At 37.2% G+C, this 11856-nt stretch carries 13 protein-coding genes; 5 read left to right on the top strand and 8 right to left on the bottom strand.

Annotation, left to right across the window (positions count from 1 at the left end; all coding sequences use genetic code 11):
- The first annotated feature begins 111 nt into the window (after positions 1-111).
- Genes msrA through ABD682_RS14155 form a run of 3 tightly spaced genes read left to right on the top strand, consistent with a single transcriptional unit; the run spans position 112 to position 1549 of the window.
- Positions 112-654, top strand: a complete 543-nt coding sequence (gene msrA / locus ABD682_RS14165) for a peptide-methionine (S)-S-oxide reductase MsrA (RefSeq protein WP_344742239.1) — start codon at positions 112-114, stop codon at positions 652-654.
- 11 nt (positions 655-665) lie between these two features.
- Positions 666-1259 carry a GTP cyclohydrolase I FolE gene (gene folE / locus ABD682_RS14160; RefSeq protein ID WP_344742237.1) on the top strand — a complete coding sequence of 198 codons (594 nt, stop codon included), beginning with the start codon at positions 666-668 and terminating at the stop codon, positions 1257-1259.
- Positions 1260-1264: 5 nt separating this feature from the next.
- On the top strand, positions 1265-1549 hold the full coding sequence (locus tag ABD682_RS14155) for a hypothetical protein (protein ID WP_344742235.1): 285 nt from the start codon (positions 1265-1267) through the stop codon (positions 1547-1549).
- Positions 1550-1562: 13 nt separating this feature from the next.
- Here the strand turns inward: ABD682_RS14155 and ABD682_RS14150 are convergent, their stop codons facing one another.
- The 7 genes from ABD682_RS14150 to ABD682_RS14120 all read right to left on the bottom strand — a co-directional run bounded on the left by ABD682_RS14150 (position 1563) and on the right by ABD682_RS14120 (position 8398).
- A complete protein-coding gene (locus tag ABD682_RS14150) occupies positions 1563-3728 on the bottom strand; it encodes a TonB-dependent receptor (protein WP_344742233.1) in 2166 nt (721 codons plus the stop codon).
- Between the two features lie 79 nt (positions 3729-3807).
- Entirely contained in the window at positions 3808-4140 is a 333-nt protein-coding gene (locus ABD682_RS14145; protein WP_344742232.1) for a hypothetical protein, read from the bottom strand.
- Positions 4137-4442, bottom strand: coding sequence for a DUF6787 family protein (locus tag ABD682_RS14140; protein WP_344742231.1), 306 nt, complete (start codon positions 4440-4442; stop codon positions 4137-4139). Before ABD682_RS14140 ends, ABD682_RS14145 begins: the two co-directional genes overlap by 4 nt.
- Positions 4443-4481: 39 nt before the next feature.
- Positions 4482-4922, bottom strand: coding sequence for a DUF6146 family protein (locus ABD682_RS14135; protein WP_344742230.1), 441 nt, complete (start codon positions 4920-4922; stop codon positions 4482-4484).
- Positions 4923-5065: 143 nt separating this feature from the next.
- Entirely contained in the window at positions 5066-6016 is a 951-nt protein-coding gene (locus ABD682_RS14130) for a D-2-hydroxyacid dehydrogenase (RefSeq protein ID WP_344742229.1), read from the bottom strand.
- A 79-nt stretch (positions 6017-6095) separates the two neighbouring features.
- On the bottom strand, positions 6096-7160 hold the full coding sequence (gene serC, locus ABD682_RS14125; RefSeq protein ID WP_344742228.1) for a 3-phosphoserine/phosphohydroxythreonine transaminase: 1065 nt from the start codon (positions 7158-7160) through the stop codon (positions 6096-6098).
- 179 nt (positions 7161-7339) lie between these two features.
- Positions 7340-8398 (bottom strand): acyl-CoA reductase, encoded by a 1059-nt coding sequence (locus ABD682_RS14120; RefSeq protein ID WP_344742227.1) that lies wholly within the window; start codon positions 8396-8398, stop codon positions 7340-7342.
- A gap of 97 nt (positions 8399-8495) precedes the next feature.
- Here ABD682_RS14120 and ABD682_RS14115 point away from each other — a divergent pair, with 97 nt between their 5' ends.
- Entirely contained in the window at positions 8496-8849 is a 354-nt protein-coding gene (locus ABD682_RS14115; protein ID WP_344742226.1) for a 4Fe-4S dicluster domain-containing protein, read from the top strand.
- Positions 8850-8902: 53 nt separating this feature from the next.
- Here ABD682_RS14115 and ABD682_RS14110 read toward each other — a convergent pair whose 3' ends face one another.
- A complete protein-coding gene (locus ABD682_RS14110) occupies positions 8903-10378 on the bottom strand; it encodes a carboxypeptidase-like regulatory domain-containing protein (protein ID WP_344742224.1) in 1476 nt (491 codons plus the stop codon).
- Positions 10379-10527: 149 nt separating this feature from the next.
- Here ABD682_RS14110 and ychF point away from each other — a divergent pair, with 149 nt between their 5' ends.
- The gene (gene ychF, locus ABD682_RS14105; RefSeq protein WP_344742223.1) at positions 10528-11622 is read left to right on the top strand and encodes a redox-regulated ATPase YchF; all 1095 of its coding nucleotides are present in this window, start codon (positions 10528-10530) and stop codon (positions 11620-11622) included.
- The last annotated feature ends 234 nt before the right edge of the window (positions 11623-11856 follow it).

Below are 11856 nucleotides of genomic sequence, written 5' to 3'. Positions count from 1 at the left end.
CAATTAAGATTTATTTTTATTGTTGAGAAGTTGATTTAAAACTATCTTTAAAGAAATTTCTGGTAAGGAATCGTTATGATAATCTACTAAAAGACCAAAACGAAATTGTTTATGGATAAAACCTGGGATGTAGCAACTTTTGCCGGAGGCTGTTTTTGGTGTACCGAAGCTGTTTTTGAGCGCCTTGAGGGTGTTGAAAAGGTGGTTTCCGGGTATACTGGGGGACAAATTAAAAATCCGGCCTATCGTGAGATCTGCACCGGACGAACCGGACATGCTGAAGCCGTTCAGATCGTTTACGATCCGGATAAAATTTATTACACGGAATTACTTGAGATCTTTTTTGCAACTCACGATCCAACCACTTTAAATCGGCAGGGGAATGATGTTGGTACACAATACCGTTCCGCTATTTTTTATTCAGATGAACATCAAAAAGGAGCTGCTGAGAAATTCATTTCATTTTTAGAAGAAGAAAAGGAATTCGACGCTCCCGTAGTCACAGAAATTGTGCCTTTGAAGGTATTTTATAAAGCTGAAGATGTACATCAAAATTATTACGATAATAACCAATCGCAGCCCTATTGTCAGTTCATCATCAATCCGAAGATCAAAAAACTGAAAACCTATTATGCCGATAAATTAAAAGAATAAATTAAACTGTTATGCCATACAGAAGTTTTGAAGAATACAACATGCAGGTAACCGACGATGTAAAAGATCGTTACAAACATATCATTTCGGATTTGGGTGAAAATCCTGATCGCGAAGGCCTGTTAAAAACACCGGAGCGCGCAGCGAAAGCCATGCAGTTCTTAACGCAAGGCTATCATCAGGATCCTGAGGAGATTTTGAGAAGTGCCATGTTTAAAGAGTCTTATGATGAAATGGTAATTGTGAAAGATATCGAGGTCTATTCGCTTTGCGAACACCATATTTTACCATTTTTCGGAAAGGCTCATATCGCTTACATTCCAAACGGGTATATTGTAGGACTCAGTAAATTACCCAGGATCGTGGATGTGTTTGCACGACGTTTACAGGTTCAGGAACGCCTAACCGAACAAATTTTGGATTGTATCAACGATACCTTACGGCCTCAAGGTGTTGCTGTTGTTATCGAAGCGTCACATATGTGTATGATGATGCGCGGTGTGCAAAAACAAAATTCTATTACAACAACTTCGGGATTTAGAGGGCAGTTTGAAAAGATCGAAACACGTAACGAGTTTTTGAAACTGATTGCTCCGAACCGGTAATTTTTATGAGCCGTTATAAGAAATTAGCATTAAGTATTCTTTTAGATGCCATTGGCTACGTTTCCTTTATCATTCCCGGTGTTGGTGAATTTTCCGATGTGATTTGGGCCCCTTTATCGGCCTGGATCATGATCAAATTATACAAAGGAAATCCCGGTAAAGTGGCTGGAGTGGTTTCTTTTGTTGAAGAAGCCTTACCGGGCGTCGATGTGATCCCCACGTTTACGATCATGTGGTTTTATACCGAATTCTTTACCAAAAAGAAAAAAACAAAAAGCCTTTCGAATTGAAAGGCTTTTTAGTTTATAACTGATATGTAAATCCAATATTTAAATTTCGCCCCATATTAAAAATTCCGTCAGGTTTTAACCGTGATAAATGATTAATATAGGTCTTGTTGGTCAAATTGGTTCCGGATATGGTGACGCTGAGATCTTTGTTGAATAATTTTAAAGTTCCCCCAAAACCAAGGCTTAAAAGGTCGTAACCCGGTGTTGGTGTTTCAAACTGACTTACCTTACTCTGTTTAAAATAGGACTGCACTTTAAAAAAAGCATATCCATTATTCAACCAGTTCTTTGAAAATTCAACACGAATGGTATTCGACCATTTATTGGCTGGAATTAACGGCAAATAACCACCGGCGTTCAGTTCTCCTGTTACCGTTTCAAAACTTGATTCTAAGTGTAGCCAATCCAAAGGATGTGGATGCAAATGAAATCCGACCTCACCACCAAATAATTTGGCGTCACTCTGGGCGTAATTATAGACGGGGCTATTTTCTCTAACGGTGCCATCAGGAGACAAATAAATATAATTATTGATACGATTATAAAAACCATTCGCAAAAATTTCGATATGCTGATTGGCATATTCTAAGGCAACATCCGATTGTAAATTTTGTTCATAGCTGAGATCACTATTTCCCACTTCATAACGGTTAGTTCCTTCATGCACGCCATCAGAGTAAAGTTCCGATAAGTTGGGCGCTCTAAAGCCGGAAGCAAAATTAAATCTGGCAGTCATATTTTGTCCAAGATCTTGCTTAAAACCTAAGGCACCATTAAAACTGCTGAAATGAGTGTTTTGGGCACTGGTAACTTCAATATTTCGGTTGTCGTAACGAATGCCTACCTGAAAGTCTGTAGTTTTGAAATGAATGTGAGACATCCCGAAAACACCAAAATCATTCGTAGTTGCATCGGGTATTAAGGTTTCCTCGCCATAATTCTTATTGATTTGATTCATGCCTTGAATACCAACAATGGTTTCGAATTTACCCCAATTTGGAAGATTATATTTTAGGTCGTAATTCGCGGTTTTCAGTTTCATATGAAGGGCAGGAGCTACGTAATCTTCAAATTCCTGACGGTCGTTATAAGTGTAACCCAAGATCAAATTCAAACTTGATCCATTAAAAAATAATGAGGATTTTGAACTAAATATATGTGAAGTGATGTCTTGAAACGGTGTTCTTGGCGTTTTCTCAAGTGTTTGAATGCCGATGTCTTCAGGAATTCCAATTTTGGACTGGTTCAGATTATAACGAAATTCTGTTTTAAAATCACCCTTTTGATATCCAATTCCGGATTTAAAATCCTTAGTATTAAACCTGGAATTCGTTACGCGGTAATCTTTGGTGTTGTAGTCTGAATGTCCCGTTGCATTTGCTCGAAACAACAATTTTACGTTATCCAAGGATGTTTTATAGCCTAAATCTGTACTGTAACCTTCCGTATTACTGAAATAGTTACTGCTAATATCAGCTTTTGATGTGTTAGCTTCGGCAAAACGTTCAGGATTCAAATAAAGCACACCGCCCAAAGCATCACTACCATAAAGTAGAGATGCGGGGCCCTTGATAACTTCCACGCTTTCCACACCGGCACTATTGATGCCCAAACCATGTTCGTCTCCAAACTGTTGGTTTTCCAAACGAACACCCTGAGTGTAAACTAAAACGCGATTCGAGCTTAATCCGCGAATCACGGGTTTTCCAACACCTAGACCGGTTGTAACACTTTCAACTCCGGCAATGTTGCTAATGCCATCAGCCAGTGTAACGGCTCCTTGAGACTTTAATTCGGTCACTGAAGCGCGTTCTACCTTCATCACATTATCTTTTTGAAGTTTGTGGAAGGGGGTGGAAATAATGACTTCTTCCATTTCTATGGCTGAAGGTGTTAAAGCAATCTTTAATGACTTTTGATTGGGGATGCTTATATTAATGGATTTGGTTTGATAACCTACATAAGAAACAAGTAAATTATAATTACCGGAAGGAAGATCTTTTATGGTAAAATCTCCGGAATCTTCTGTAACTACTCCTTTTTCTAATTTTGGAATATAAACATTAGCAAAAGTAATGGGTTGCTGAGTTGTGCTGTCGATGACGCGGCCTTGTAAGGTGTTTTGCGCATAAAAAGGCGTTATTGCCAAACATAGCAATAAGGTAAAAATGGTTTTCATTTAAAATAATTTAATGGTAAATAATGAACTCAATATGGTTGAGTATACGGGCTGAACAGGATGTCAGCAGGTTTTACTATTAAATGAAATTTGGTGGTGCGCGAAGTGAAAAATGGAGGTCCTCATGTTCGATCAAAGCGACGTATGGTGCTTCAATAGTTTCACAAGGTTGAAATATTTCAGGAATATTAAAATGGAAATCAGGTAAGGTAAAGTTAGCATTAACATGGAACTTGTAAAACTGACAATCAAAATCGTAATTATGAAGGTGCGTTTCATGTTTTGCCGTACAAAAAACGTGCTTATGCGTTTTAAAAATATGTGCAAATTTAGCTCCTGTAGGAATCAGAAGGGCTGCAACCAAAAGAACACCAACTATCTTAAAAGCGATATGTTTTTTTAGCTGATTCATTCTTTAAAAAAACGTTTAAAACCGATATGCTTTAACATGCGCTTTTCAAAATTCCAAAAGAAGCGAAATTGTCCGAAAAGCCATCCGAAAAAGACTAATAGAAATTGATAAACTACAGATATTACAACTGCGTAAGATAACCAATACAGATAATCGCCTAATCTTTCGTGGGTCAGGTTCAAGGCGGCAAGTATAGATTTGCCAACGTACGCAGAACTCGTTCCCGTAATGGCAAAGACTATAATGATCAAAAAAATCTGCCAATTGGAGTCAATGCCCCAACGCTTTTTTAATTTATTCACAGACCCTGAAATTTAATTGCAAAAATAGCTAAAAGACTTCTAAATTCTAGGGGTGTAAGGACCTAATCTTTGTTTATATTTTAATTGAAAGTAAATAAAGTAATTGTAGAGTAAATAATTAACCTCATAACCATAATCGATCTGAGGATCGTAGTTAATTTGCATTTCGTAAAGGTTTGGATTGTATACCTGAGGTTGTAAAACACGGCGATTCCATTCCGTTACGTAAATGCGATTTCTATTTTCCAAATAAGTTTGGTTGTGAAACCCACGTGGTTTTGCAGAGCCATATAGAAACGTATTAAAGCCGGGATCTATAATGATGATCTCGTAATCTTCATCTTTATTTTCAATCTTAACGGTATCATTTTGAGTGGTATTAGCTACTTGCTCATCCTGACTTTTAAGAACCGTAGGTTTGGTGCTGTGGCATCCTGCCAGGAATAAACAAACAATAACACTATATAAAAGGTACTTCATAACAATAAATCTTTAGGAATTGAAAATTTTCAACTCTCTTAAATTTAAGAAATTAAGACGGATTTACCTTGTGTTTTAATTTAATTTAACAAAAAAAGCCCTGACAATCTTGCCAGGGCTTCGTTATCATGTTATAACGCTTATTAGCCTAAAATAGATACAATTTGATCTGCCAACTCCACACCAATGCGGTCTTGAGCTTCATTCGTAGCTGCACCGGTATGCGGTGTTAATGATAAACCTGGATTCATCAATAATTGGATTTCAGGAGAAGGCTCTTTTTCGAACACATCCAGAGCAGCACCTGCCACTTTTCCTGATTCGATGGCTTTTACCAAAGCAACTTCATTTACTACACCACCACGTGCGGCATTGGCAATAAACACGCCATTTTTCATCATTTCAAATTCCTTGGTGTCGATCACATAATCCTTTTGAGCAGGAACGTGAAGCGTAATGAAATCAGCTTGTTTTAAAACTTCCTCTTTGCTGATGGTCTTAATGTCGAAACTTACTTTTTGTCCGTCAAAGAATTCCAGGTCCAATTTAGCTTCATCTAAAAACGGATCAAAAGCAATAACTTTCATACCAGCTCCTAAAGCCACTTTTGCGGTCGCTTGTCCAATACGGCCAAAGCCAAGAATTCCTAAGGTTTTACCTTTCAGCTCTGTTCCTTTAGCGTAAGCTTTTTTAAGGGCTTTGAACTTGCTATCACCTTCAAGCGGCATTTCTCTGTTGGCGTGATGTAAAAAACGTGCTAAGCTATAAAAATGACCAAAAACTAATTCAGCTACAGAATGTGAAGATGCTGCAGGTGTATTGATCACTTTAATACCCTTTTCACGGGCATATGCGACATCAATATTATCCATACCAACACCACCACGACCAATAATTTTTAGTCCCGGGCAGGCATCGATAAGATCTTTACGTACCGTGGTTGCACTACGCACCAAGAGCACTGCAATATCATTCTTGTTGATATAATCTATAAGTTGTTCCTGAGCTACAGTTGTAGTTAATACTTCGTAACCTGCTTTTTTTAATGCATCGATTCCACTTTGTGAAATACCGTCATTTGCTAATACTTTCATTGTTTTGTTGATTACGCTTCTTCGTTGTAATCTTAAATTTTATGATTAATAAATCAGTTAATTTGTTTTGTTTTGGTTTTTAGCCTTTACGCTCAAGTTCGCTCATTACTTCAACCACAACTTTGACGCTGTCCAGAGGTAAAGCGTTGTACATTGAAGCGCGGTAGCCACCAACACTACGATGACCGTTTAACCCATTAATACCGGCTTCTTTAAGCATGGTCTCAAAGGTTTCTTTAAGATTTTCATTCTCAAGGGTGAACGTCGCATTCATGGTAGAACGGTCTTCTTTAGCTGCAAACCCTTTAAATAAAGGATTCAGATCGATCTCAGAATACATTAATTGGGCTTTTTTCTCATTTTCCTTTTCAATAGCCGCAATACCACCTTTTTCTTTAAGCCATTCTAAAGTTAACATGGAGGTGTAAACCGCAAAAACAGGAGGTGTATTGTACATACTTCCTTTACTGATGTGTAACTTATAATCCATCATAGATGGAATTTTTCGAGATACTTTTCCAAGAATATCTTCTTTAACCACCACTAAAGTTGTTCCTGCCGGTCCCATATTTTTTTGAGCTCCGGCGTAGATAAGATCAAATTTTGTGAAATCTAATGTTCTTGAAAAAATATCCGAACTCATATCACAGACCATTGGGATCGGAGAATCCGGAAAGGACTTCATCTGTGTTCCAAAAATGGTATTGTTTGAAGTACAGTGAAAATAATCGTAATCCTCCGGAATGGTGTAACCCTTAGGAATATAATTGTAGTTAGCACCTTTTGATGATGCTACTTCGTAAATGTCATCATAAATTTGGGCTTCTTTAATAGCTTTATCTGCCCATGTTCCAGTATTTAGATAACCGGCTCTTTTTTCTAAAAGATTCAGTGCTACCATCAAAAATTGCGTACTGGCGCCTCCTTGTAAAAACAATGCTTTATAACCCTTGCCTTCTAAACCAAGAAGTTCTAAAACCAGGGCTCTGGCGTTTTCCATAATATCAACAAAGGCTTTACTTCTGTGGGAAATTTCAATTAAAGACAAACCACTGTTGTCTAAGTCCATTACCGCTTCAGAAGCTTTCAACAATACACTTTGGGGTAAAATACATGGTCCTGCACTAAAGTTGTGTTTTTTCATTTTTTTTGTTTCCCTTTTCTTTCTTTGGTGAGAAAGGTTTTTATGGGTATTTTTAATTAGTAATCCGTTATTTTTTACCTGATTATCCTGATGAAAACTTCAGATAATTTAGTAAAAATTCAGATGCAAAGTTCCAAATTAATTGGGGAATAGTCGTTAAAAAATCAATAATTTTTTAATCAAATTGATAACAAAAATTCAACAGAATCGACACTATCCGCATAATCCCAAAGATTTGGTTTTTGAGTGGCACCAAACGGAATTTCTTGAGGAACAAATCCTTTTGAAACAATGCATTGAATTTTATCCTTGTTTTCTTCTAAGCTAGCTTTAAGTGCATCCCTATCTTTATAGTGTTCGTAGAAAAGAGTTGCAATCGGTGAAGCATAACTTTCGTCTTCTTTGATCATGAAAAACCCATTTTCCAGCATGTCAAACTCACTCATTAAATATACCGCCTTATTGTAGTCGTAATTATTAGCATATTTTGCTATGTCAATAATGGGGTGCCAATGGTAAAATCCTTCAAAAAATGCATCAAAATTGTAACCCTCAGGCACAAAGATTTTAGAAACATTACGACAACCTAAGCCAAAATATCTGAAAATATCTTCAGAAAGTGCTATTAATTCTTCCTGGGTTTCGTTACCGGAAAGAACAGCTACTGAATTTCGATTTTTTCTTATTATCGAAGGATGAGCCTTAAAGTAATATTCAAAGTAGCGCGCTGTATTATCACTTCCTGTTGCTATAACAGCATCAAAACCTTCTAATTTATCCTCAGTGAATTTGATTCTTCCCTTAAATTCAGGTGCTACGTATTCAAGATATTTGGCTAAATAGGGCAGGAGATGTTTATCATTTGAAGATTGTTTCACCAAAACCTCATGACCTGTGATCAAAACAGACAAAAAATCGTGAAAACCAACCAGGGGAATATTTCCCGCCATGATTATAGCGACACGCTTTGAATCGTTATTTTTAATATCGTAAGGACTGAGCCATTTTTCTAAATTACTGGATGTTAGCGAGTCGGCCCAGCTTTTCAATGCGAATTTTATGTTTGCCCCGGTAAACCAACCATTAGCTTCTTCGGCTAATTTTATCTGATGCTTAAACCCATCGAAGAACACCTCGTTGTATTCAACATTCGTATTTTTTTCAACGATATCATTAGAAAATTGCCTTAAAAAATCTCCTAATTTTATAAAAGCGTTAATTCTTTCAGGTAATGCCATTCTTATTTGGTTATCAATGCTAATGGTTTTATTTTTGCGATCCTGCCTATCGGCAGGCAGGTGCAAAATTAAATAATTAAAAAGGAAAAATTACGCTATGGCAATTATTATAACAGATGAATGTATTAATTGTGGTGCTTGTGAACCTGAGTGTCCGAATACTGCAATTTATGAAGGAGCCGATGACTGGCGCTATAAAGATGGAACTAGTCTGGAGGGCAATGTGGTGCTAACCAATGGTCGTGAGGTTAATGCTGATGAGGCACAAGAGCCTATTAGTGATGAAGTATATTACATTGTACCGGATAAATGTACCGAATGTAAAGGGTTTCATGAAGAGCCGCAATGTGCTGCTGTTTGTCCTGTAGATTGTTGTGTGCCTGATGAGGACCATGTAGAAACGGAAGATGAACTTTTGGCGAAACAGCGTTTCATGCATCCTGATGGATAAAATTTTAAACTTCTGATATTTAAATCCCGCTACTTGCGGGATTTTTTTTGCTTTTAGTTTTTCGCTTCAAAAGCTTTCATCTCTTTGGAAGGTTCGATACTTACTTCATTCTCCCAAAGCGTTTTATCATATTTGCTAAGGACGTCAACTTTTATCTTATCCTCTGGTTTTAAAGCTTTGAATTCATCTAAATTCAATTTAGAATCGGCAATAATTAAAAGTTCGTCTTTGCTGGTATTATGTCCTTCGATCTTAAATTCAAATCCAATTTTATTTCTTTCGGAACTGTTCTCAATAAACTTCAAACTGCGATTCACATAAAAATAGCTCCCTGTTTTGCGCTGCACATATTTTGGAAAGTATGTGTTATTGGCATTTTTCTCAAAAAGGATCAGACCGTCGTTAAGGTCTTCCTCGTATTTCACGCCCAATAAAAATTTCAAATTTAATTTACTGCCGTGTCTGTTTTTGAAATACGTGTATTGCAACCGTGTCATAGCGTAATCATCAGCATTCACAACCATCTTACCTTCAAATTTTGCACGATGTCTGTTCGGTTCAAAACTGATCACATAAGAAAGCTGGTTATTAATAGTGCTTACATCATCTAAATGATACTCATAATCTTCCGGATTGAGTATTGCACTTAAAAAGGACTCATTATAGAACAGACCACGTTTTAATAAATCTTGTGTGCTATTGTTTAATTGCTTTACGGACAATTCATTCGGGTTGTCTTCCTTAAGATCGTCACTTTTCAAAGAAAGAGAGTCTTCAATCTTAAAAATGCCTGTTTTAAGTTTATATGTTTTTGTGGTATCCAAATAGGTGAGCATGATATTTTGTGCCTTTTCCTGAATTTCATCTATGGAAAAATCGTTTTTATAATCGATGAGTTTCGTGGCTTTGGATACGGATAATTTACTGCTGTCCTTATTGAAATTGTAAAATTCTCCTTTGAAATCGGTAAAATAGACCATATCGCTTTCGCGGATCTTATTTGAAAAATTGTTAAAATCGGCGTTGGCGGCAGCGATATTCTTTTTACTAATATGACTGGCTTTCTCAATTTCGAAGTCTAAATTTTTAAAGTCTACCGATTCACTGTTCCTATGAAAAACGTTGTATTTATGGAGTTCGTTACTGTAATTTGAGGATATATTGGCCTTTACTTTAGCGATAATGCTTTCTACACCTGGATATTTGTTCGTTACGTAAACTTCATCGAGTTGATTGATATTCTCCTCAAGTTTTATGATGCCTTTGGAGGTTCTAAAGTCGGCTTTGGTCAAGGTTAAGGTTTGATATCCTAAACAAGATATGCTGATCTCAGAGATTTGATTATCGTTTAGATTAAGGGTGAAATAACCGTCTTCATTTGAAATAACGCCACTGTAGGTCCCTGTTTTAATCGTGGCATAGGGGATGGGCTTTCCAGTTCCTTTGTCGATAAGTTGTGTGGTGATATTTTGGCTTTGGCTTGAAAAAATTCCCATAAAAAGGAAAGCAAGACCGTATAAATATTTCATAAATGATGTTTTTTCAGTACAACGAATAAGACCGTGGATTGTTACAGAAAATTTTGTTTTTAAAGATAGCGATTCGAGAACTGTTTTTGCACCTGATAATCCTTTTTTATTGCTACATTTGCACCTCAAAAAAAATAAAAATTAAACTGATGAAAGCAGGAATTGTAGGATTGCCAAATGTAGGGAAATCAACCTTGTTCAATTGTTTATCGAATGCCAAGGCGCAAAGTGCCAATTTTCCATTTTGTACTATTGAACCCAATATTGGTGTGGTAAATGTTCCGGATCAGCGTTTGGAAAAATTGGAGTCTTTGGTTAAACCGGAGCGTGTGGTTCCTGCCACCGTGGAAATTGTAGATATCGCCGGTCTGGTAAAAGGGGCGAGCAAAGGTGAAGGCCTGGGGAATCAGTTTTTAGCAAATATTCGTGAAACTGATGCGATTCTGCATGTACTGCGTTGTTTTGATAACGATAATATTGTGCATGTTGATGGTTCGGTGAATCCGATACGAGATAAGGAAACCATAGACATGGAATTGCAGTTGAAGGATCTGGAAACGGTAGAGAAAAAACTGGACAAAGTGAAGCGCGCTGCTAAAACAGGAAATAAAGATGCGCAAAAAGAGGAAGCGGTACTTTTAAAGATAAAACAAGGCTTAGAGTCCGGGATCTCTGTTCGTGCTATTGAATTTGAAGCCGATGATTATAACGATTTTGTAAAACCATCTCAGTTTATTACCGATAAGCCGGTGATGTACGTTTGTAATGTAGATGAAGGCTCTGCAGTTTCAGGGAATGCCTATGTAGAAAAGGTAAAGGCTGCCGTAACGGATGAAAATGCTGAAGTTTTGGTTTTGGCTGTTGGAACAGAAGCTGACATTAATGAGTTGGATGATTACGAAGAACGGAAGTTATTTTTGGAAGATATTGGTTTAGACGAACCCGGTTCTGCAAAATTGATCCGTGGTGCTTATAAATTATTAAATCAGCAAACCTATTTTACTGCCGGTGTCAAGGAAGTTCGTGCCTGGACGGTTGACGTTGGTGCAACTGCGCCACAAGCTGCCGGTGTGATCCATACGGATTTTGAAAAAGGCTTTATACGTGCTGAGGTTATTGCTTACGACGATTATGTGCATTATGGCTCTGAAGTTAAAGTGAAGGAGGCCGGTAAAATGCGTGTTGAAGGGAAGAACTACATTGTTAAGGATGGCGATGTGATGCATTTCTTGTTTAATGTTTAACGTCATTACGAGGAGGAACGACGAAGTAATCTCATAATGAATACTCCAATTTGAAAGATTGCTCCGCTTTGCTCGCAATGACGCTCTGATTTTTGTTCTGGTTTTAAATGACCATGCTTTTTGTCATTCAGAAGTAGGCAACGACTGAAGAATCTCCTTTCTTTGCTTCAGATTCTTCGCTGACGCTCTGAATGACAGGTTAGACATTGCGAGGTTCACACTAACGTGTTCATA

The organism is Gaetbulibacter aestuarii (assembly GCF_039537665.1).
In the GTDB taxonomy this organism is placed as follows: Bacteria; Bacteroidota; Bacteroidia; order Flavobacteriales; family Flavobacteriaceae; genus Gaetbulibacter_A; species Gaetbulibacter_A aestuarii.
The sequence above is the reverse complement of the archived record's forward strand: the minus strand, read 5'-3'. Positions and strand labels throughout refer to the sequence as shown.

Coding starts and splice junctions, on each gene's coding strand:
- ABD682_RS14110 (WP_344742224.1), bottom strand. CDS start 10,378: ATGAAATATTTATACGGTCTTGCTTTCCTTTTTATGGGAATTTTTTCA.
- msrA (WP_344742239.1), top strand. CDS start 112: ATGGATAAAACCTGGGATGTAGCAACTTTTGCCGGAGGCTGTTTTTGG.
- ABD682_RS14155 (WP_344742235.1), top strand. CDS start 1,265: ATGAGCCGTTATAAGAAATTAGCATTAAGTATTCTTTTAGATGCCATT.
- ABD682_RS14150 (WP_344742233.1), bottom strand. CDS start 3,728: ATGAAAACCATTTTTACCTTATTGCTATGTTTGGCAATAACGCCTTTT.
- ABD682_RS14135 (WP_344742230.1), bottom strand. CDS start 4,922: ATGAAGTACCTTTTATATAGTGTTATTGTTTGTTTATTCCTGGCAGGA.
- ABD682_RS14115 (WP_344742226.1), top strand. CDS start 8,496: ATGGCAATTATTATAACAGATGAATGTATTAATTGTGGTGCTTGTGAA.
- folE (WP_344742237.1), top strand. CDS start 666: ATGCCATACAGAAGTTTTGAAGAATACAACATGCAGGTAACCGACGAT.
- ABD682_RS14130 (WP_344742229.1), bottom strand. CDS start 6,016: ATGAAAGTATTAGCAAATGACGGTATTTCACAAAGTGGAATCGATGCA.
- serC (WP_344742228.1), bottom strand. CDS start 7,160: ATGAAAAAACACAACTTTAGTGCAGGACCATGTATTTTACCCCAAAGT.
- ABD682_RS14120 (WP_344742227.1), bottom strand. CDS start 8,398: ATGGCATTACCTGAAAGAATTAACGCTTTTATAAAATTAGGAGATTTT.
- ychF (WP_344742223.1), top strand. CDS start 10,528: ATGAAAGCAGGAATTGTAGGATTGCCAAATGTAGGGAAATCAACCTTG.
- ABD682_RS14145 (WP_344742232.1), bottom strand. CDS start 4,140: ATGAATCAGCTAAAAAAACATATCGCTTTTAAGATAGTTGGTGTTCTT.